The organism is Sphingomonas sp. BL-S-28, assembly GCF_055521515.1.
This window is the reverse complement of the sequence record NZ_CM145483.1, coordinates 289,481-310,654: the sequence shown is the minus strand read 5'-3', so window position 1 is coordinate 310,654 and position 21,174 is coordinate 289,481. Positions and strand designations below refer to the sequence as shown.

Sequence of the window (21,174 nt, the reverse complement as noted above, 5' to 3'; positions counted from 1 at the left end):
TTATCCCAGGCGCGACCAGATGGCCCTGCCAGTCCATTCGAAGCGCGCCTGGGAATATTCGTCCAGCATCTGCGTCCGCGCCTTTCGCCCCAGTTCCGCCAGGGCATCGGGAGCGGACAGCGCCTCGCGCAGCGCGGCGGCAAGCGAAACCGGATCATCGGGCTCCGTAAGCCAGCCGTTGACCCGCGGCTTGACCGAGAAAGCCAGTTCGCCGACGCGCGATGCGATCACCGGGAGTCCGGCGGTCAGCGCTTCGTGAGCGGCGATGCAGAACCCTTCCCGCCGCGAAGGCTGGATGTAGAGGTGCAGGGTCTTGAGGAAGTTGCGGGCATCCGTCGCGTAGCCCACCAGACGCAGTTCATCGACACCGGCCTCGGCAGCCAGCGCTTCCAGCCGGGGGCCTTGCCCGCCATCTCCGGCAATGGCGATCTCGAATGAGACCGAGGGACGAAAACCCTGCGCGCGCAATCTTGCCAGCGCCGCGATCAGCACATCATAGCCCTTTGCCGGGTGGAGCCTGCCGAGACTGCCAAGGCGCAGGACCTCTCCCGGTTGCCAGGACTGCGCCTGCGACATCGCGGGATCGGCGGCATAGATCGGCCAGGTCGCCAGTCGGGTCGCAGGCACGCGGAGCCGTTCTGCCGTGAGGTCCGCGACCACGCGCGAATCCGCCACCCACATCGCCGCGCGCGCCTGAAGCATGCGTAGAAGGCGCTCGTTCCAGGGCTTCAGGTACGCATTATGCTGCCACGCGATCACCGGGATTCCCAGACGCGGCCCCAGCGCCAGCCCGAGGATCGTCGCGCGGCTCAGCGAGGTCCACAGATGGGTCGCGCCCCACCCACGAAGTTCGCGGGTCAGCCACCGCGCGGCCGCGAGATGGTCGGTCTCTCCGCCTTCGCGCACCACCACTTCGAGGCCCGCTGCCTCCATTGCCGGCAATGCCCTGCCGTCACGGCGCGTGAGGGCAAGGACGCGAACTTGCGCACCGGCACCCCGCAGCACCGCGAGGATAGCAGGCACCGGAAGCGCCGCGCCGCCGCCCTCCAGCGAATTGATGACATAGGCGATCCGGGGACCCGTCATCACTGACCGCTGGTGCGCCATACGAGGACCGCGAGCAAGCCGTTTGCCACGATCGCCTGCGCTACCGCCTGAATGCCCGCGCCCATCAACCCGAAAGTGGTCAGGAGCCAGGGAAGAAGCGGCAGAAAAGCGAAGCTTGACAGCAGGTTGGCCCACATGGATCGGGCCGGGTGGCCGAGCGCCGTGAGTGCGGAGGTGCACGGCGGGCCTATCAGCGACACTGCACGCGCGGCGACCAGCGCGATCATTACGCCCGCAGCGGCTCCGAAGGCCGGACCTGCCATCAGCCGGATGATCTGGGCCGGAAAGATCCCGACGATCAGCACGACGGGAACCGCCGCCAGCACCGCAATGCCGACGACCTTTAGAAGCGTATGGCGCAGCGCCCTGCCCCCGTATCCACCCGCAACGATGTGAGCCAGTTCTGCGTAGGACGCATTACCGAGAATTTGTGCCGGCTGCGCAAGAATGACGGTGGCGCGCTGCGCGACTGCGAAGAGCCCCGCCATGGCCGGTCCCATCACCCACCCGATGACCAGCGGTGCGACGCGGCCGGTCAGGTCTCCAAGGGTCACGTCAGCGTTGCTTGCCAACATGAAGCGCCAGATTCCGGCGTTGTCTGCGGTTACCCGGCCGGGTTCGGGGCGCAATATCGCACTGCCGAGACGCCGCACCGCCATCCACAGGCCAAGGCCCCACATCACGCCGAACTCCGCCAGCGCAGCGAGCAGCCATGCGAAGAGGAAGGACTTCACCCCCCAGCCGCAGGCGATGACCACCAGCGTCCCGATCAGGCGCACGGTCGGCTGCACCAGATTGTGCAGGCCCAGAAGATCGAAACGGCCGCACAATTGCAGGTAGCCCGAAGGCGTCGAGCGCACCGACCCGAGTACGGCGAAGGCGTAGTACGGCGCGAAGGCCATCGCCTTGGGCGACCATCCCAGATGAGGGCCGACGAACGGGACCAGCGCCATCGCCGAGATCACCGCCAGAACGCCCCCCGCCAATTCGACCTTTGCCCCGAAATGCAGCAATCGCGAAAGTCGGTGGACTTCCCCATCGCGGTCAGCCTCGGCGCCATAGCGCACGATCGCCTGCCACGAGGGGAATTCGATCACCCCGCACACCGTGGTCACATAGGCATGGACAAGGACCAGCACGCCGTAGTCCTTCGGCCCCAGGTAACGCGTCGCCAGCAGCAGATAGCCCAGGCTCATGATGCCCGCGCCCGCCTTGCCGCCTAATACAAGGCCAAGGCTCGCGAAGATACGGCGGACCCTGCCCGCCGGTCGATCGGTCATCTTTCGAGCATCAGGATTTTCGGCGCGAGGTGCGGTTGCCCATTCATGGTGCGCTTCTAGCGGCTTGCTATCGGACATGACCAGCCTTCGCGCTCATGCCGGAACCAGCTTGAGATGGCGGTTTTCCCGGCGGCGGCGCTCCGCGAAGGCAGCAACGGCATTCGCCGCACGGACGGAGGACGGCGTATCCTGAAGATCGAAGCTCTGCGCGAACAGATCCTGCTGCACCGCGCGGTAGCGGGCCAGGTGAAGCTCTTTGGCGCGCTCCAGCGCCTGCGGCAGCTCTTCGGGCCGGGTGATGACCTCGCCGGCCGTCCAGTGGCGAAAATTGGGATCGCCGCGCCATTCGTGGCCATGGCTGTTGAGGAAGATGCAGGGGCGCGGCTGCAGCAGGAACTCATATATCTGGCTGCTTGCGTCGCCCAGATAGATGTCGGCCGAGAGGGTATAGCTCATATCGGTCGAAGCCCGGCTTCCGAGATCGACCTTGATGTTGTCGCCCCGCAGGAAACGCGGGGGTATCTCTCCCGCCCGATCGACCGTCAGCCTGTCGATGGTGACCACGTACTGACGCTGGAACAGCATGACATGCGGCGCAAAGAGCAACCCCTGGTCCGCGCGGCCCACGAACTGCTCGAAAACACCGTGACCGTGGCGATACCATGAGGAAAGGTGCGGCGACGGGTGCGGGTTGTAGAGCACGACCTGCTCCACGGTGGGAAGGAAACGGACCTGCCGGGTCTCGCGAACGAGATCGAATTTCGGGTAGCCGACGATGGTTATCGCCTCGGGGGCCATGCCCGCTTCCCGAACCAGCCGGTCGCGAATCTTGGGGCCGGAGCACAGGACATGATCGAAGCAGGCGCTCGCCTTGTTGAAGCCGATCGCCCTGTCGCCAGCACCGTGCCGGGTATGGACGATACCCAGATTGGTGAGGCCGTAGCGCTTCTTAAGGATCAGCGAGGTCTTCTCGGCCACGACCAGCACGTCAAGGCTGCGGAAGAACGCTAGATTGTCTCGGTAGATCAGCAGCTTTCCGGCAGGCACCACTTTCCCGAGCAGCGCGTCCACGCGGCGCGACAGCGGCGAAGGTTCCAGTTCCACATGCTCGATCGTCGAGCCGATATGCGTGCCGCCGATGCGTCGCACCTCGGCCGCCAGAGCCGCGTTCGTGGTCGCGACCACGATCTGCCCCCCGAAGCCGATCTCGACGAGGGCCATTGCGATCGGGAGGCTATGGGCGACCTGGTGTATCTGGTCGTGATTGAACAGGAATCCGATGCGCATGCTCGCTTGACTCCGCGACCTGCGAAGACCCGCACCCCGAGCATTGCATTTTTTCCTGTATCACGCGGCCCTGACGCCGCGCCCAAGTTCGCCGTAAGCGCTGAAAAGTCTTTCGAAGTGCTGGACGTTGCTGACGACCCGGCACTGCCCTTGCGAGACGTGCGGGCTCTCGCAGAATTTCACGATCGCGTTCGCCAGCGAAAAACGATTGCCGGACTTGAAGGTCAGCCCGCCGCCGTGCAGCGCATGATCGGCAGCCCCGCCTGCGTCGGGAACGATCACGGTAGTTCCGCTGGCCCGCGCTTCGGCGCCGACCATGCAGAAAGTCTCGGCTTCGCAGCCATGCACGACCGCATCGGCGCTCGCGAGGATCGCCGCGAAGGCGGAGCGATCGCGCTCGGGCTCGAACAGGCGGACGTGGGGATTCCCGGCGATGGCGCCGCGGATCGCGCGTTTTTCGCGGCCCTCGCCGAACAGGACCAGCCCGACCGGCACTTGCGCGCTGGCGGCGGCGACAGCATCGACCACCATCGGCCAGCGCTTTTCGGGCGCCAGCCTGCCCGCCGCCACCAGCAGACGGGCACCGGGATCGAGATCGCACAAGGCCAGCAGCCGCGCCCGTAGCTGCGGATCACGCCGCTGGGGCGTAAAGACACCGGTTTCGACGCCGAGCGGATGAACGCGGACGCCGGACACCCCGCCCTCGCGAAGTCGGCCAGCAAGGTCATGATTGGCACAGACGGTCATGTCGAACGCATGGCCGAGGTCGCGCAAATGATCCCAATAGCGCTCGAACCCGCGATCGATGCGGGCACGCGCGAGGAACGGCTCGAACCAGCGATAGGCGTAAGCGGACAGCGGATCGGCATGCATCACGAGGCTGCGGCGCGCATCGCCCCGCCAGCGGGCGACCATGGCCGGGCTTCGCCAGGGCGAGGACACTTCCACCATATCGGGCCTTTGCGCGTACAGCGCGGCATGAAGTGCGGCCTCGTCGGCGAAGTAGCCATACTTGCGGTCCAGCGGGAACCGGGGCGAAGGCAGGGTCACGATCGATGCGCCGGGGCCACGCTCGACGACGGCGTGCTCCTCCCCCGGCACGATGACGACGATCTCGTGTCCGAGTTGCGGCCCGATCCTCAGCTTCTGCTCGATATAAGTGCGCACCCCGCCGCCCTGAGGACTGTAGAACGCGCAAACATCGACGATTTTCAAAGGTCAGCCCTTTCGCTTGAGCGGCGCGACGCCCATGCCGCTGCGGTAGTTCATCACGATGGAAAGCGGCGTCGGTCCCGCCCCAGCCGAGATCGCGACCTTTGCGGCCTTCGGCTTGCTCCAGCCAAGCCTGGGGTTGCCCGAAAAGCCGATCCCGTCGACGGTCCATCCGAACTTGCGATTGCCATCCCTGTCGTGCAGCAACGACACCGCATAGGTGCCCGGGCCGGGCAGGCGTATGCACAAGCGCACCTCCCCGCTCGGCGGCACCGGAACCTCCACCCGGCGGAACACCTTGCCCGCGTTCAGCAGCACGTTGTCATCCGCGAGGAAGTCTTCGTCGTTGGCGGGGTAGACCTCCAGCTTCAACGTGCCCTGCCGGTCCTTCAGCCCTTCCACACCGACCATCAGCGACGGCCCGTGCTCGTCACGGCGACATTGCCCCTCCTTCTTGCCCAGGTCAGGCGAAGACGGCAGCGTTGCACCGCAAACCAGCAGGCCGGTCATGGAGAACGTCATGAAAAGCAGGGCCGCGCGGATCATCATGCATCGACCGCCCGGCGCAGGAGATCGGACATCACCAGCCCCAGCCCGAGCACGAGGTGCACCAGCAGGATCGCCGAGGCCATCATGGTCATGAGCGCGGCGACATCGGTCTCGTGTCCGAGAGTGAAGACGGCGACGCCCGCAAAAACCACGTCCTTGTTGGGGATGAACGGCAGGCGCGAGATCAGCAACCGCATCGTCGCCAGCAGCAACCACCACATCGCCGGGACCGAGGGGAGCACCATGTGCCAGAGCACTGCCGAGAGGATCGTCGTGATGACGATGCGCCACAGATGCATGATGGTGATGAACCTTAGCGCATCCCGGTCCAGCGAGAATATCCGGCGCCGGAACGCCATCGCCAGGATCGAGGTCGCCAGGACAACCGAAAGCGACAGTATGACCGCGCGGTTCTCGAAGCCGATCGTGGATGAGCCGAGGAATGGCCACAACACCACCAGCAGGACGAGCGTCACCCCGTTGCCCGCCATGGCGGACAGGATCGACACGTCCTTGATCGCTCCGAACGGCGCTGCGGTCATGGTGCTACGCTGGCGCGCCCAGGCGTAGAAGTAGGCCTCGCCCAGATAACCGAGCAGAAGTTCGTTGCACACCAGCTTGCGCAGCAACGCCCCGAAGCCCTCGACGGGCAGTTGCCACAAGCGGCGGTAGATGAACCACTCGCTGCCGGGACCGGCAAGATAGCTGAGCGCGAAGACGATCCAGAACCCCGGATCGCGAGGGACCATGGACAGGATCCTGACCGCGTCCATGCCGCGCAGCTCAAGGACCACCCCCAGCGCGATCAGGATCGAGAACAGCACCGGCAGCAGCGCGGTGCGGCGCTTCCACGAAAGCGTATCCTGTGCACGAAGCAGGATGTTCGGTCGTTCCGCCATGGAAAGAGAAGGTGGCTGAAGCACAAGGAATTCCTTGAGAGTGAACAGGATGACCGGGAAAGCGCGCGATTATCGCAAAGTCGGGGAGGCCATCAGGACCCGCATCCGCCTGGCCGAAGCGATCGCCCGTCGCATCGTCGCCACGTAAGCACCCGCAGCGATCTCGACAGTGAAGCGGTGCGAATACTCGCGCTGCATCGGGCCGGGTCGCGGAAGCTCGTCTGCGCGGGCTATCTCTCGTGCCAGCGCGTCGATGTCGCCCACCGGGACCAGCCTTGCACGCACCCCCCTGCCGGCCAATTCCTGCATGCTGGAGGAACAATCGGTAGCAACGATCTGCAGGCCCGCTGCGATCGCCTCCAGAACGACAGCGGGCACGCCCTCGTAATTCGACGAAAGCAGGAGGCAGTCGGCATCCCGCAGATAAGGGTCCGGATCGATCACGTGACCGCGAAAGCGTACCTTTTGCTCGATCGCCAGGCCGCGCACGAGCGCTTCCAGCCGCTCCCGCTCCGGCCCGTCGCCCACGATCGTCAGTTCGTCCCCCGGCCGGAAGCCGGCCGCGAACGCGCGCAGCATGACTTCGAGGTTCTTCTGCGGCACGAGGCGCGACAGCGCCAGGAACCGATAGCGATGGCGGCTCCTTTGCACCCGAGGGATCGCGGCAAGGCGATTGTAACGCGCCTGGGTCAGCGCCGGATCATGGATGGTCGTGACCCGGTGCCCGCCCACCGACATGCATTTGACGATCTCGCCATGCATGGGTTCGGCCAGCGCCACGAAGCGGTCCAGGGTCATCCCCTGCACGCGCAGCCACAACTGGTAGATGCGGCGCCGGAAGATCGACTTGTCGCTGCGCACCAGATCGTTGCTCACCTTGCTCACGACGGGCGGGCAGCGCTCACCCAGCAGGAGCCGCGCAGCGACGCAGACGATGGCGTAGGTGTTGCCGGGGCAGAAGATCACGTCCACCCGCTCGCGGGACAGGTGCAGGAAGAAGCACCAGATCATCCAGATCGTCTCGAACCGCGCGGTCGGTACGGGGCTCGAGACGATCCGGTAGTCGAGGTCCGCGCTGACGCGGCCCCGATCCGAACCTTCGTCCCTTCCCAGGACGATGCAAACCTGGTGGCCGGTCTGCTGCCAGCGTTCAGCCAGATTGAGAGCCACACGCTCGACCCCACCGGGTTCGAAACTGTGGATGGGTATTGCGATCCGCAAGGGCTCCGTCATGCCCATGGGACTCCGCGTCCCGGCAGGACCCGCACCATGGCGATGCGGGCATAGGCAAATTATTTCAGAAGGTCAGCATAGCGGCCCGGAACGTGGCGGCGGGAAAAGGCGCACAAGGTGGCGTCGATGCTGGCGAAGATCGAGGCCTTGGTGACGTCGCCGGGATGGACGGCCAGCCGCAATGTGCGCAGCGGCTGCAGTGCCGGGCGCGCCAGAGCCGCGAAGGCGAGCGAGGACGCCGTGCGCATCGTGCTGCGCGAAGCCCAGGTGACCACCGGCCCGCGCGCCAGTGGCTTGTCTTCATGCCCCGGCCGCCACACCCGCATGTGGTCCTCGGCGAGGGCAAAGCCGCATTCGCCGAGCGCCTGCATCGCACCCGGGCCGTAGAGCCATGCAGGCGCGATGAAGCCCGCAGCCGGTCGGCCGATGATGTCCTCGACCAGCGCTTTGCCGTCACGCATGCGCTGCAGCGCCTCGCCATGCGAAAGGCCCAGGAACTCGCCCTCGCCCGCCGTCATGTGCCGGGCCTTGAGGCTGGCGGCGGCGCCCTTGTGCTCGGCGGTGTCGCGGTGGAACCAGCCGTGCACGAACATCTCGACCCCGTTTTCCGCCCAGGCGCGCAGGCGGGCCTGGAACGCGCGCGCCTCGGCAAGCGGAGCGCGGCCCCAGTGGTCGGGCACGACCAGCATGGCATAACGCGCCGGGCCGAGCCGCGCCTCGATCAGATCGGCGAGCCGGTCCACCTGGCTTTCGAAGCAGGGGGCGACGTCGTGGATCGAGGCGAGCAGGCGTTTCTCAAAAACTTGCATCGAAACCTATCCTGACCGATCGCGGGCGCATCGGCGTCTGCTGCAGTCCCTCCGCGACGGAGAAGGGATTGCCGTACGCGAAGGTGTTGGCGCGGGTATTGAGCAGGTTGTCGACGTCGAGTGCCAAGCCCCACTTGCCGAAGCCCAGCCGCGCGCCCGTCGAGACGTCGTAATAGCGGCCCTGCCCCAACGCGAACGGCGCCCGGATCGCGAGCTTAGAATGGCCGACATAGCGTACCGCGGCATCGAGCGTGATCCGCGCCCATGAGAGTTCCCGGTCGTACTTGGCCGCCACGCGCCAGCCTTCGTCGGCGATGTTGGGCAAGTCGCGATCGGGCGCGTCCGCAAAGTCGGGCGCGGGCCTGGACAAATCGCTGGAATTGAGGAAGCCCGCCGCCTCGAACGAGAGATGGTCTTGCGCGCGCCATGCCAGCGAGAACGCCACATTCTTCACGCGGCCGGAACCGATGTTGGCGATATACGGCAGCCCGTCCAGGCCCACGAGGTCGGCCTGCACGTCCCGCCACTGCGCCAGCGAGACCGCGAGACTTCCCGAGAGGCGCGTGTCCTTTTCCATCCCGAAGCGGATTCCCGCCTCGACGGTGCGGATGCGGTCGGCGCCGAAACGCTCGGCGCTCTGCGAGTTGGAGGAACCCGTCACTTGCAGTCCGCCAGGACGATAGCCCTGCTGGAAACGACCATAGACGAGCAGCCCCGGCCGCGCCGTCCACGACAGCGCGGCGGAAGGCAGAAACCGCTTCTGGGTGCGTACGGGCTCGAAGTCCTCTGCGGCCATCTGCCCGATGAACTGGCTCGTCTGCCGCACATAGCTCAGCCGCCCGCCTGCGGTCAGCACGAGCTGTCCTGTTACCGGCACTCCGACCTCGCCGAAGCCAGCCAGATCCAGCGTCGTGTTGGACAGACTGGTGAGAAGGTCAGGCGACCCCGGCGTTCCCATGCGCCGCACGACCCGGTCGTCGTTGTGCACGGCGCCAATGCCCGCCAGCCAGGTCCCGGAACCGCCCCAGCCGCCGGACAATCGCGTCTCGTGCGACAGGAGATGCACGGTGATCTCCTCGGTGAACTCGACCGGCGATGCGGATCCAGCCGGGGTCGCGTCGAACGTCGAATCGATCGTGTGATCGGCATAGCCAGTGGAGGATACCAGTTGCACCGCGCCCCAGTCCCGCCGTACCGTGACGTCGGCCAGCCGATAGTCATTGTCGAACGGTTGCGCGATCGCCGCTCGGCGGGTCAGGTCCGGCTCGCCCCGCAAGGTGTATTGCCCGTCGCGAGAGGCAATGTCCTGGCTGAGGACTGACAGGTCAACAGTCCACGCCATGTCCGGCTGCCAGCGCAAACCGGCGCGAAAGCCCGAGGTCTTGTTGCGATTGATGTCGCGCAACCCCCGCTGGAGATCGTCGATATAACCGCCGTCGACGATGTCGTAGGCGACCGCGCGCAGTGCCAGCTTGCCTTTGGCCAGTACGAGATTGCCGGTCATCGCCCCGTCACCGCCCGGCGCGCCGTCCTGCGTCAAGCGAACGCCCGCAGATACGTCAAGGGTATCGGCCTGCAGATCCGGTGCATTGGGTACCAGCCGGATGATGCCGCCCAGCGTCCCCGCGCCGTAAAGCGTACCCTGCGGCCCTTCGAGCACTTCGACGCGGGCTATGTCGTAGAGCGCAAGATCGGGATCGGGCGCGCTGTAGATCAGACGCGTTTCACCCAGGTACTGGCTGATCGTCGCCTGGCTCGCACCGTTGAAGCTGCTGTCGGCGATGCCGCGAATGAACACCTTGTTGCGGCCCGGCCCCAGGTTCGTGGAGGAAAGCTGGGGCAGCTTGCCGAGGATGAAGCCGGTTCCCTTTCCCCCGGCGCGTGCAAGCTCGGTCTGCCCGGGTTCGACGACCGAGATGCTGGCCGGATAGTCGAGCAGGCCAAGACGCTGCTTGGTCGCGGTGACGACAATGTCGGGGCCGGAACCCTCTGGCGGCGGGGTGGAGGAGGACGGGCGCGGCGGGCGCACGATGCTCGTACGCGGCGGCGGGGCCTGACGCACCAGCTTCACGGTCCGGGCATCGACGAACTCGAATCCGTAACCGCTGCCCGCCAATAGCTTGGTCAGCGCCTGCGCCGTGTCATAACGGCCTCTGATACCCCGCGTGCGCAAGATATCGAGGCGGCTGTCCCCGATCGCGATCGAGATACCCGCCTGCTCCGACAGCACGATCAGCGCGTCGGACAAACGCCCGGCCGGGACAGAGAACTGCTGTACGGTGCGCGCCTGTACCGATGCGGAAAGCGCCATTGCAGCAACCGTCGCCAGGTTCGCGCATGCCCATCTGCTACCGCGTAATCGACCAACCATCGGCAGTTGCCGTCACCTTCAAACCAAGCAGAGTGCCGAGGCGTTCTTGCAGCGCAACGTCATCGCCATCAAGCTGAATGACGCCGGAAAACCGGCGCTGCGAAATATCCGAACCCAGTTCAACGCTAATGCCGCGCGCACGGGTGATATCCGCCACGACCTCAACCAGCGGCGCATCGTGATAGACCAGTCGCCCGCGCGTCCAGCCGCCAATCTCCGCCGCCGGCCTGGAACCCTCGACGATGGTGCCGCTGCTCGCATCGAGCGTGTCCCCGGCATTCAGGCGCACGTGCGTCATGCCGTCCTCGAAGCGCACCGCGCCTTCGGCCACCTCGACCCGGATCGCGTCCTTGCCGCTGCGCACATTGAACACGGTGCCCACATCGACGATGCGCTGATCGCCGACCGACAGCGTGAAGGGCCGCGCGGCGTCATGATGGACCGTGAACTGCGCCTCACCGCCCTTGAGCGTGGCGACCCGCGGGTTGGACTTGTCCAGCATGATCTCGGTCCCGCCGTTGAGGACGATCCGAGTACCGTCGGACAGTGCGAAAGTCCGAGTCTCTCCGGGGGCGGTACGCACCGCGTAATCGCTCGCCAGAAGGCCCGATCCGGCCCAGGTGCCGAGAGCCACGAAGGCGACGGAGGCGGCCATCGCCGGCCACATCCAGCGCCGCGCGGCGCGCACCGGCGCGATCTCCGGGAACGGTTCGGCCTTAATGGCGGCGGGGATTTCGATGGTGGCAGCGCGGGCGATCTCCGCCGCCGGCTCCAGCGCCAGGTCGGCATCGCAGACGGCTTCGTAGATGTCGTTATGGCGCGGATCGGCTTCGAGCCAGTCGGCAAAACCGTCCCAGTCCGCGTCCGAACCATCGGTCAGGCGCAGGTGCCAGGCGATCGCTGCATCGCGCATGGTCTGTTCAGCGAGCGGCTGCATCGGTGCCTCCTGCAGTGTCGAGGGCTGACGAGCCCGAACCGGTCGAAGGCATCGCTTCCGGGTTCAGGTGATTGCGGATTTCCAATACGGCGCCGTAGGCCCGCTGGAGATGTTTTTCGACTGCGCTCAGGCTGATGCCAAGGTCCCGCGCGATCTCCTTCTGCGACACGCCTTCGATACGGTATTGTCGGAACACGTAGGCCGTTCGTTCCGGCAGCTTCGCCAGCCGCGCTTCGACGCGGGCCAGATGGTCGCGGGCGAGCAGCGTCTTCTCCTGGTCGGGAGCAATGTCCGCCATCTCGGCATCCGCCGCGACCGGGCCGGAAGGCGCGCCCAGCCAGTCCGCATCGCGGGCCTGCTGGCGCGCTTCGGTACGGCGGCGGGTATGCGCCATGTTGTTTAGCATCTGGTAGAGATAGGCTCTGGGCGAGCGAACCGGTCCGGTGACGCTCGTCTCCACCCGAAGGAACAGGTCCTGCAGCAGGTCATCGACGTCCGCCTCGCTCACCCGGCGCGCGAGCAGGAACCTGCGCAGTTCGGGGCGCAGCGTCAGGCACAACTGGTGCAGGCCGGAATCGGCCGGAACTTCGTGCCCATCGGATGTCATGGCCCGTCCAGTTTCGGCAAATGCATTCTCCCCTCCAAGGTGGACCAGATGCTTACGCGAACGCGCTGCAGGTGTCATCATCGGGTCCATCAGAACATCGACGTCAGGGTAAGCCCAACGTCGCTCGCATGACGCATTCCTGCGCCCGCACCGACCGCGCGGCGGCCCTCGCGAGCCTCCAGCGTCAGCCAGGTGTGCGTTTCGTCGCCCGCATCGCCCAGGTTCATCCGCAAGGCGGCACGCATGCCGCGCGCGGCGGCCGGTTCGCCATTGCCCATCCGCATAACGTCGAAGTCCATCTGCCGGCCGCCCCAGCCGCCCTGCCGAAACCATCCGGTCGAGACGGACCACCTGCCGCGATGATCCCAGATCACTTGCGCAGAGGCGTAGCCGGCTGTCGACTTGGCCGGAAACACCACGGGCGAGATACTGCGGCGACTGGTCTTGCCGATGTCGGCGACCAGCCCAACGGCGTCCCCGTCGCCCACGGCATGCCAGGCCCGCAGCGCCGCCTGATGATTGATAAAACTGTCGCCCGAAGCGCAGCAATCCACGTCCCCGACGCGCGCGGACCGCAAGGATAACAGGTCGAGACTCCATCCCGCATCCCCGCCGTCGACCGCAAGACTGGCGGCCTTGCCACGATCCACGACACCGCGATCGTGCCCGCTCCAGCGCACCTGCTCGGGCAGGAGCGACACCGCGCCGGCGCCGTGCACTCTAGCAGTGCGCGCCTCAACCCCGGCTGGAGCGGTTGCTGCCAGCACGCAGAATAGACTCAATGTTCCGGTTCCGCGCATCCGCACCGCTTCCCTTCCGTTGTCGCCCGCCAAAGCCGAGACGATGATGGGACTCCGCCGCATGCAAGCAACCGCACATCGAATTTCGGGGGTGCGGATCGCACCGGGGCGCGGGGTCTAACGCGTGAACCTGTGGAGTATCTCGCGTGAAGCGCCTGCACATGCTGACCGCCGCCGCCCTGGCGGGGATTCTGACGCTTAACCTGTCCCTGCCTTCACCCGCCGCCGTCTCGCCCGGGCCCGTACACGCCCGTCCCGGCGGCGCCGGAGCGCTTTCGGTCATGACCTACAACGTCAAGGGACTTCCCTTTCCCGCCGCCTACGGCCGCGCGGGCAAACTTGCCGAAATCGGGCAGCGGCTAAGCTACTTGCGCCGCGCCGGCTCCCAGCCGCACGTTGTCTTGCTGCAGGAAGCCTTCATTCCGGAGGCCAAGGCCATCGCCCGGGCCGCCGGATACACCCACGTCGCACTGGGGCCGCAAATCGCGGACGTAGGGAACAAGCCCACGGATCTCGCCGGGAGCGCTTCCTGGTTGAGGGGAGAAAGCATCGGCAAATGGGTGGATAGCGGGCTGGTAATCCTGTCCGACTATCCCATCGTCCGCACTCGCAAGATGGCATTTCCCGCCGACATGTGCGCCGGTTTCGATTGCCTTGCCGCGAAGGGTGTGTTGCTCGCATGGATCAAGGTGCCGGGGCACAATGCCCCCATTGCCATCGCCGACACGCATCTCAACTCGCGCAGCGCTTCCGGTGTCGACTTGGACCGGGCTAACACGGCCTACGGGCTGCAAGTCGCCGCCACGCGGAATTTCATCCGCTCTAACGTGCCCGCAGACGCCGACCTCATCTTTGGCGGGGATTTCAATCTCGGCCATGATCCCCGCCGTATCGCGGACGAGGAAGCCCAGGGCGGCATCGTACCCGGAGCGCAGGAGGCGACGTCTCTCGCAAACGAACGGGCCGGCGCGGCCGCGCGCGATTGCGCCGCTATTCTCTCACGCGCCAAGGACAAACAGTACTTCCGCGCGGGCACCGACGGCGGCCTCACCCTGCTCGATCTGGATATACCGTTCGGGATCAGCAACGGGGGATTCGCGCTGTCCGACCATTTGGGCTTTATCGGCATCTACGCCGTCCATTGACGCTCAGCATCGTACATGGAGCGCTAGATTGTCGCCCCGCCTCCATTGAACGGCCGCGCGGAACTATAATTGCTCCTTGCCGAAAGCAGGCGGTCAATCGCGCAGCGAAGTCCATTTGCGACACCGACCAACGTCAATGCTCAGCCAGGAACAGCCATGGCGCTTCGAATTTGCACGCAGGCGCTTGCGGAAACGCGATATACCGCTACGGCATTTTGCCTGAGATATACGCTGTTGCGTAGGGTAAAATCGGCAAAAAGTCCATGATTCTGCACATTCCCGACCTCTTCAACCCATCTGAAGTTCACGATATTCGCGCGGCGCTGGAAGGCGCAAAATGGACCGATGGACGGAACACTGCCGGGCACCGGGCGGTGACGGTAAAAACCAACCAGCAACTGGCCGGAGAGGATCCTCTGGCGGCAGATCTCGGGAACCGCATCCTCGACCGCCTAGGCGTTTCCCCCCTGTTCATTGCCGCAGCGCTTCCTTTGCGTGTGCTGCCCCCGCGGTTCAATCGATATGCTGGCAATGGCGCGTATGGAAATCATGTCGACAATGCCATCTTGCCCATACCGGGAACGTCGCTGCGCTTGCGCAGCGATCTTTCAGCGACGCTGTTTCTGAGCGAACCGGATAGCTACGAGGGCGGCGAACTTGTGATCGAGGAGCTATCGGGTAGCCAACGGGTCAAGCTTCCCGCGGGGCACATGGTGCTCTATCCCAGCACAAGCCTTCACAGGGTCGAGCCGGTATCCAGCGGCACACGCTATGCGGCCTTTTTCTGGACGCAAAGCCTTGTGGCCTGCGAGATCGAGCGCAAAATGATGTTCGAACTCGACCAATCGATTCAAGATCTGACGGCTGACCACCCGGATCATCCTGCGATCGATCGGTTGACCGGGCTCTACCACAACCTGCTCAGGAAATGGTCGGTCACGTGACGGTGCCGAACGAGGCGGCTCCGATGCCGGCACTGTCCCATATTCCCGAAGACATCGTCACGCTTGCAGACTACGAGCGACACGCTTCTGCCCATGTCGAGCCGGCCTCTTGGAAGCATATCCAAGCGGGCACCGGCGCCGAAGCGACGCTGAGAGAGAACCTTTCGGCGTTCAACCGATTGCGGCTTCTGCCCCATGTGCTGCGCGACCTGCGGCAGGCCACTAGCGAGTTGGACCTGTTCGGCGAACGGCACGCCGTGCCGTTCGTTCTTGCTCCTATCGCTTACCAGAAGCTGGCGCACCCAGATGGGGAACTTGCCATGGTTCGCGGCGCGGTGGCCATGAATGTTGGTGTGACGGTCAGCACGCTTTCCAGTGTCTCACTCGAAGAGATCGCCGATACCGCGCGCAACATGGCGACGGAGCTTGGCCGACAGGTGCCGCCATTGTGGTTCCAACTCTATTTCCAGGCTGATCGGGCACTCACTCTGCAATTGGTACGACGCGCGGTGAAGGCGGGCTACTCGGCCATAGTCGTCACGGTCGACGCGTCGATCAAGCTCTCCAATTTCGCACTGCCCGGAGGTGTCGAGGCAGTGAATCTGCGGGGAATGCCCAGCCAGAACCAAGCATCCAGCCCTGCTGATGCCAATATTCTCTTCGGCACCGCTCTCGCTCAGCAGGCACCCCGCTGGGAGGATCTTGCCTGGCTGCGCGAGCAGACGCGCCTACCCATCATCCTCAAGGGAATCTTGTCGGCCGACGATGCGGAGCGCGCCTGCCAGTTGGGGCTGAACGGCGTTGTCGTTTCAAACCACGGCGGCCGGGTGCTCGACGGGCTACCCTCACCCCTTGCGGTTCTTCCCACGATCGCCGATCGCGTAAACGGCCGGGCGACGGTGCTGTGCGACAGTGGTATCCGCACGGGTACGGACATCGTCAAAGCCATCGCTTCAGGCGCCGATGCGGTACTCGTCGGTCGGCCCTACGTTCATGCGCTGGCCGTAGCCGGGACGCTTGGCGTCGCACATGCGCTTTACCTGCTTCGGGTCGAACTGGAACTGGCCATGGCGCAAATCGGGTGCGCCACCGTTTCGGAAATCGACCGATCACGGTTGTTGCCGTAATGCATACGACCGAAAGCGGCATCTCGGCCGCTCGATAGCAAACAGATGGAAAGGCTAGATGCGCGTCCTCGTTGTTGAAGATGATCAGAAATTGGCCGACGAGATCGCAAAAGCGCTCCGCTCGGAGAATTTCGCCGTCGACCTGGCGAGCGATGGAGAGGATGCGAAGCATCTTGGCGCCACCGAGCCATACGATGCGGTCGTGCTGGACCTGGGCTTGCCGAAGATCGATGGCGTGTCCGTGCTGCAATCCTGGCGCTCGGGCGAAATCATGGTGCCCGTCCTGATCCTCACCGCGCGGGAGACATGGGCCGAGAAAGTCGTAGGATTCAAGGCCGGTGCCGACGATTACCTGACCAAGCCATTTCGCGTACAAGAACTGGTAATGCGCCTGCGCGCGCTGGTGCGCCGTTCGCGCGGCCACGGCGCCAGCCTGATAAAGTGCGGCCGCCTCACATTCGACGTGCAGCTAGGCCATTTCGAGCTGGACGGCCTCGCATTGAGGCTGACCGCCTTCGAATATCGCGTTCTGTCAGAACTCATGCTGCGCAAGGACACGGTGGTGGAACGCCGCGAATTGATCGACAAAGTCTATGAGTATGACGCCGACGTCGATTCAAATTCGCTGGAAGTGATTGTCGGGCGCCTGCGCAGGAAAGTGGGCACCGACCTGATTCATACGGTTAGGGGGCGCGGCTACAGCCTCAACGGCTGAGAACTGCCCACTAGAGCATTTTCCAATCAGATGGAATCATCTGATGACTCGGAAAATGCGTCCAACCAAAAGAGCTTAGAGCAGTCGATCCGACGCAGTCGGGTCGAAAACTGCTCTAGCGCGGCAGATTCAGGCACGCTTCCAGGCCGCCCAGCGGAGAGGCGCCAAACTTCAATCCGCCGCTGTAGAGTTCAGCCAGTTCGCGGGCAATTGGAATGCCAAAGCCATAGCCGTCCTCCTTCTCGTCCAGACGGCCGCCGGGAAGAAGAGCACTGGTCAGCGCTTCCGAACCCAGTCCCGGCCCATCGTCGGCTATGCAGATGCGCAGGCGATTGCCGTCTTCGCGCGCAGTGACCATGACCTTCGTGCGCGCCCACTTCGCGGCATTGTCGAGAAGGTTGCCCAACATCTCGCTCAAGTCCTGAGGGTCGCATTTGACGCCGACGCCGGGCGGCACGTCGATCTGAAAAGTTAGCTGGCGGTCGGCGTGAATGTGGGACAGCGCCCCCACGATCTCGGCAGCAGCCGGTTCAAGCGCGGTAAGCAGCTGGCCGGGAGCGCCGGGTGAAGCCGCGCGCGCGCGGCGTAGGTGGTGGCGGATGGCCCGGTCGATCTCCTCGACCAGTTTACCGAGTTCTCCTTCCGGCTCAGGGTCCAGATCCTCGATCTTGATGGCCAAAGTTGCCAGAGGGGTCTTTAGCGCGTGCGCGAGGTTCGCAACATGGCTGCGCGCCCGCGCGAGGGATGCGGCATTCTCGTCCAGAAGCTGGTTGAGCTCTTGGGTTAGGGGCAGCAATTCCAGAGGCTGATCCTCCGGCACCCGATCGATGGAACCGGAACGGATTCTGCCCAAAGCCTGCTCCAGACGTTGCAAGGGGCGCAGTCCGATACTGAGCTGCAGCCAGGACGCCGCCAGCAGCAGCACCCCCAGCAGAGCCAGCAAGGTCAAGACCGGTGTAACGGCGGCAGTGCGAAGTCGTTCGTAGACCGCGCGCGGCGCCGTGGCCGTGATCGTGACGAGACCCGCCGGTGTTTCCTTTTTCAGGATCCGCACATAGAGGTCGCCCGCGCTGCCGGTCAGCAGGACGTTAGGGGGCGCGCGAAAGTGCCCCTCGCGCCCGCGATCGCCTTCTTCGCGAAAGTCGATCTTTCCGATCTCTTCCGTCGATTGAAAGGTCTGTTTGGGTGTTTCGATGCGCCAGGCCCAGCCACGCCGATATTGGCTGTAAGGGCCGATCTCGCGCAGCATTGCCCTGTCGACAGCGCCGTCCGACCGGACACTTATCGCCAGAAGCCCGATTTGCCCGTCAAGGCTTTGGTTAAGGCTTCGCCGGACGAACCGGTCCAGCACGGTATCTATCGAAATGGACGCGGCAAGCAGAGCCGCTCCGGTCAACAACAGACCTATCAGCAGGAGGCGTCCACGGATCGATATCGGAATGATCTTCATTGCGCCGCGCTTGATCGTGGTTGGATGCCGATTTGTCAAAGCATCGGGTTGTTCAACTTGCAATCGAAGGTGCTCCCCAGCGACAGAGGCCCGCCTTCCGATCGGAAGGCGGGCCAATGAAGGGCTGAAGAGTAGACGTCAGTACTTTACGTTCAGCGTCAGGATCGCGGTGCGACCGGGCGCCTGGCTGGCATAATGCGCCGTATAGGCCTTGTCGTAGTAAAGCTCGTTGAAGACGTTCTGCACGTTCAGCTGAACCTGCGCCATATCGTTGATCTTGTACGACGCGCTGGCATCGAAGCGCCAGTAGCTGGGAACCATGCGCGCCAGGGTGCGCGGCAGGACCAACTGGCCATTGGTGATGGTGCGCGCGCCCACTTCCTGAATGCCGCCGTAGACCTTGCTCATGTAGATGGCGCCGCCACCCACAGTGAAGCGCGAGGTCACGTTGTAATTGGTGAAGGCGGTGAAGCTATGCTTCGGCGTATTGGGGAACGGCGTGCCGGTGCTGACCGCCGGGGCATAGATCGTGACGGTCTGGCCGGTCACGGTGTCCTTCGCAGTCGTCGTGGTGGTGCCGCCGTCGACGATCTTGGCATCCATGTAGGTGTAGCCGCCAAAGACGTTCCATTCCGGCGTGATGTTGCCGTTGAAACCGAATTCGATGCCGCGGATGCGGCGATCGCCTGCGAACACGACCGTGTTATTCTCACCGGTGGTGCGTGCGTTCTTGGTGCGGGTCTGGAATGCAGCAAGGGTCAGTGCAAGGCTGTTGTCGAACAGGTTCCACTTGGTGCCAATCTCGTACGACTTCGTGCGTTCGATCTTGAGCGCGTCGGTCAGATCCTGCGACGTCGTGTTGAGCGCGTTCCCTTCGCTACCCTGTGCGAGGTAGGACCCCGGAGGCGTGGCCGAGCTGGACGTCGAGATATAGATGCTGCTGTCGGCAGTCGGCTTGAAGACGAGACCAGCCTGATAGTTCCAAAGGTTGTCCGTCCGCTCGATCCAGGTGCGATTGGCCGTCGAAGTGGCCGCAAGCCCGGGGCTGACTTCCGTCTTGTAGTGATCGTAGCGACCACCGAGGTTCAGCAGCAGATTGTCGGTGATGGTGACCGTGTCGAACAGCGAGACGCCCCAGCTGTCGACGCGCGAGAGCGTCCAGGTCTTTGGCGCGCTCCGCTGGATAGCTGCCGTCGCGTTCGAGGTGTCGCTGGCGTAGCTCACCCAAGGATCGCTCGGGTTCGGATTGTCGACGGTGGTGCAGTTATAGCGGTCGAGCATCGCGGTGCTGCAGCGGGGGCTGACCGTCGACCCCGTGGCGATCGCCGTGCCGGTTGCCGGATTCGACACGTAAGTGCCGTTTGCCGCCTTTTCGCGCGACCACTCGAAGCTGGCCGCGAAATTGTTCTTCAGCCCGAACGGGGTAACCTCGCCGAAGAGATCGGTCTGATTGATCATGCCTTCGGCATAACCGTATCGCGTATTGGCACGGCGCCAAACCTGACCACCGGGCGCAGTGATGACGCCGGTGGTGGCGTTCTTCACGCCATAGACGTTGCCCTGCTGGTCGTCCGGCTGCGTCCAGACATAGCGCTGATCGCTGCGACCGTAGCGCGAGGTATTCCGCAGCGTAATGCCGTTGTCGAATTCATGTTGGGCACGAATGGTCAGATTGTCGACGTTGCTCTTGCGAAAATCGCGATCCTTTAGCCCGTAGTAAGCACCGCGCGGACGATCGATCTCGACACCGCTGATCGTCGTGTAATGCTCTGCCGGTGCCGTTTCGGTCACGCCCACCGGCACGTTGCCGCTGGTGTAGAGATAGGGAATACCGGAGTCTGGCAACTCGTCCGTTTCGAGGTGATAATAACCGATAGTCAGGCTGGTCGGGCCATTGAGGCCGAGCTTGATCGACGGTGCTACACCCCAGCGCTTGGACCAGATCGCATCGCGCCCCGCGACGTCCTGATCGTGGTACATTGCGGCCAGGCGTACGCCGACAAAGTCGTTGAGCGGCTGGTTCACATCCAGTGTAACCCGCTTGTAATCGTCCGTGCCAAGGCTGCCGCTGGCGGCGGCGAAGCGATCCGCGGTCGGAACCTTGGATACCAGGTTCAGGCTGCCGCCAGCACTGCCGCGCCCGCCCATGGAACTGTCAGAGCCCTTTACGACTTCGATCTGTTCCACGGCGAAGACTTCACGGCTCTGCGCGCCGATATCGCGCACACCATCCAGATAAGTGCTTGCCTGGCTGTCGAAGCCACGGATGAACGGACGGTCACCAAGCGGATTGCCGCCTTCGCCCGCCCCCATGGTGATGCCCGGTACAGTTCGCAGGGCTTCGGTCAGCGACGCCGAGGCGGTGTCCTTGATGACCTGAGCGGGAATGACGGTGATCGAGCGCGGCGTGTCCACCAGCGGCGCTGTATACTTGGGAGAATCGACCTTGTCGGTCTTGTAGCTGCCCTCTTCGATGGCCGTGTCCGAGACCGTCACACCGCCAAGACGCTGCGCGTTGGCGTCCTTGGCGTCCTGGGCGAGAGCCGGTGTAGCCGCCAAGCCGACAACGCCGAGCGCAATGTACGCAGGCGACGAGGCCGAATTCCGAAAACGAGATAGAGACATGAAATCCCCCCTTGTTGCAAATGAGTGTCAAAATCGAACGCGCTAATGCGAACGATTTGCGATTCATTCAAGGATTA

General features: G+C 64.4%; 18 protein-coding genes. 4 read left to right on the top strand and 14 right to left on the bottom strand.

What is annotated here, in order from left to right; all coding sequences use genetic code 11:
• The 12 genes from ACZ1JC_RS01320 to ACZ1JC_RS01265 form a co-directional block, all read right to left on the bottom strand.
• Entirely contained in the window at window positions 1–1,086 is a 1,086-nt protein-coding gene (locus tag ACZ1JC_RS01320) for a glycosyltransferase (protein ID WP_465139702.1), read from the bottom strand.
• Window positions 1,086–2,387: a lipopolysaccharide biosynthesis protein gene (locus ACZ1JC_RS01315; protein WP_465139703.1), complete on the bottom strand. Its 1,302-nt coding sequence runs from the start codon at window positions 2,385–2,387 to the stop codon at window positions 1,086–1,088. Before ACZ1JC_RS01315 ends, ACZ1JC_RS01320 begins: the two co-directional genes overlap by 1 nt.
• Before the next feature lie 93 nt (window positions 2,388–2,480).
• A complete protein-coding gene (locus tag ACZ1JC_RS01310) occupies window positions 2,481–3,674 on the bottom strand; it encodes a hypothetical protein (protein ID WP_465139704.1) in 1,194 nt (397 codons plus the stop codon).
• A 60-nt stretch (window positions 3,675–3,734) separates the two neighbouring features.
• Entirely contained in the window at window positions 3,735–4,889 is a 1,155-nt protein-coding gene (locus ACZ1JC_RS01305) for a glycosyltransferase (RefSeq protein ID WP_465139705.1), read from the bottom strand.
• A gap of 3 nt (window positions 4,890–4,892) precedes the next feature.
• On the bottom strand, window positions 4,893–5,435 hold the full coding sequence (locus tag ACZ1JC_RS01300; protein WP_465139706.1) for a DUF2141 domain-containing protein: 543 nt from the start codon (window positions 5,433–5,435) through the stop codon (window positions 4,893–4,895).
• Window positions 5,432–6,358, bottom strand: a complete 927-nt coding sequence (locus ACZ1JC_RS01295; RefSeq protein ID WP_465139707.1) for a hypothetical protein — start codon at window positions 6,356–6,358, stop codon at window positions 5,432–5,434. The genes ACZ1JC_RS01300 and ACZ1JC_RS01295 overlap by 4 nt, the downstream gene beginning before the upstream one ends.
• A 45-nt stretch (window positions 6,359–6,403) precedes the next feature.
• The gene (locus ACZ1JC_RS01290; protein WP_465139708.1) at window positions 6,404–7,567 is read right to left on the bottom strand and encodes a glycosyltransferase; all 1,164 of its coding nucleotides are present in this window, start codon (window positions 7,565–7,567) and stop codon (window positions 6,404–6,406) included.
• A gap of 59 nt (window positions 7,568–7,626) precedes the next feature.
• Window positions 7,627–8,376, bottom strand: coding sequence for a DUF2334 domain-containing protein (locus ACZ1JC_RS01285; protein ID WP_465139709.1), 750 nt, complete (start codon window positions 8,374–8,376; stop codon window positions 7,627–7,629).
• On the bottom strand, window positions 8,363–10,687 hold the full coding sequence (locus tag ACZ1JC_RS01280; RefSeq protein ID WP_465139710.1) for a TonB-dependent receptor: 2,325 nt from the start codon (window positions 10,685–10,687) through the stop codon (window positions 8,363–8,365). Before ACZ1JC_RS01280 ends, ACZ1JC_RS01285 begins: the two co-directional genes overlap by 14 nt.
• A 37-nt stretch (window positions 10,688–10,724) precedes the next feature.
• Complete coding sequence (locus ACZ1JC_RS01275; RefSeq protein WP_465139711.1) at window positions 10,725–11,684, bottom strand: FecR family protein; 960 nt, start codon at window positions 11,682–11,684, stop codon at window positions 10,725–10,727.
• Entirely contained in the window at window positions 11,668–12,291 is a 624-nt protein-coding gene (locus ACZ1JC_RS01270) for an RNA polymerase sigma factor (RefSeq protein ID WP_465139712.1), read from the bottom strand. The genes ACZ1JC_RS01275 and ACZ1JC_RS01270 overlap by 17 nt, the downstream gene beginning before the upstream one ends.
• 89 nt (window positions 12,292–12,380) lie before the next feature.
• A complete protein-coding gene (locus tag ACZ1JC_RS01265) occupies window positions 12,381–13,073 on the bottom strand; it encodes a hypothetical protein (RefSeq protein ID WP_465139713.1) in 693 nt (230 codons plus the stop codon).
• Window positions 13,074–13,237: 164 nt separating this feature from the next.
• On the opposite strand from ACZ1JC_RS01265, the gene ACZ1JC_RS01260 reads away from it, so the two are divergent.
• The 4 genes from ACZ1JC_RS01260 (at window position 13,238) to ACZ1JC_RS01245 (ending at window position 17,022) form a co-directional block, all read left to right on the top strand.
• Window positions 13,238–14,236, top strand: a complete 999-nt coding sequence (locus ACZ1JC_RS01260) for an endonuclease/exonuclease/phosphatase family protein (protein ID WP_465139714.1) — start codon at window positions 13,238–13,240, stop codon at window positions 14,234–14,236.
• A 263-nt stretch (window positions 14,237–14,499) separates the two neighbouring features.
• Complete coding sequence (locus ACZ1JC_RS01255; protein WP_465139715.1) at window positions 14,500–15,180, top strand: Fe2+-dependent dioxygenase; 681 nt, start codon at window positions 14,500–14,502, stop codon at window positions 15,178–15,180.
• Between the two features lie 23 nt (window positions 15,181–15,203).
• Window positions 15,204–16,307: an alpha-hydroxy acid oxidase gene (locus tag ACZ1JC_RS01250; protein ID WP_465139716.1), complete on the top strand. Its 1,104-nt coding sequence runs from the start codon at window positions 15,204–15,206 to the stop codon at window positions 16,305–16,307.
• Window positions 16,308–16,365: 58 nt separating this feature from the next.
• Window positions 16,366–17,022, top strand: a complete 657-nt coding sequence (locus tag ACZ1JC_RS01245) for a response regulator (protein WP_465139717.1) — start codon at window positions 16,366–16,368, stop codon at window positions 17,020–17,022.
• A 115-nt stretch (window positions 17,023–17,137) separates the two neighbouring features.
• On the opposite strand, the gene ACZ1JC_RS01240 is transcribed toward ACZ1JC_RS01245, so the two are convergent.
• Both ACZ1JC_RS01240 and ACZ1JC_RS01235 read right to left on the bottom strand, forming a co-directional pair.
• On the bottom strand, window positions 17,138–18,472 hold the full coding sequence (locus tag ACZ1JC_RS01240) for a sensor histidine kinase (protein WP_465139718.1): 1,335 nt from the start codon (window positions 18,470–18,472) through the stop codon (window positions 17,138–17,140).
• Between the two features lie 138 nt (window positions 18,473–18,610).
• The gene (locus ACZ1JC_RS01235) at window positions 18,611–21,031 is read right to left on the bottom strand and encodes a TonB-dependent receptor (RefSeq protein ID WP_465139719.1); all 2,421 of its coding nucleotides are present in this window, start codon (window positions 21,029–21,031) and stop codon (window positions 18,611–18,613) included.
• Window positions 21,032–21,174: the final 143 nt, after the last annotated feature.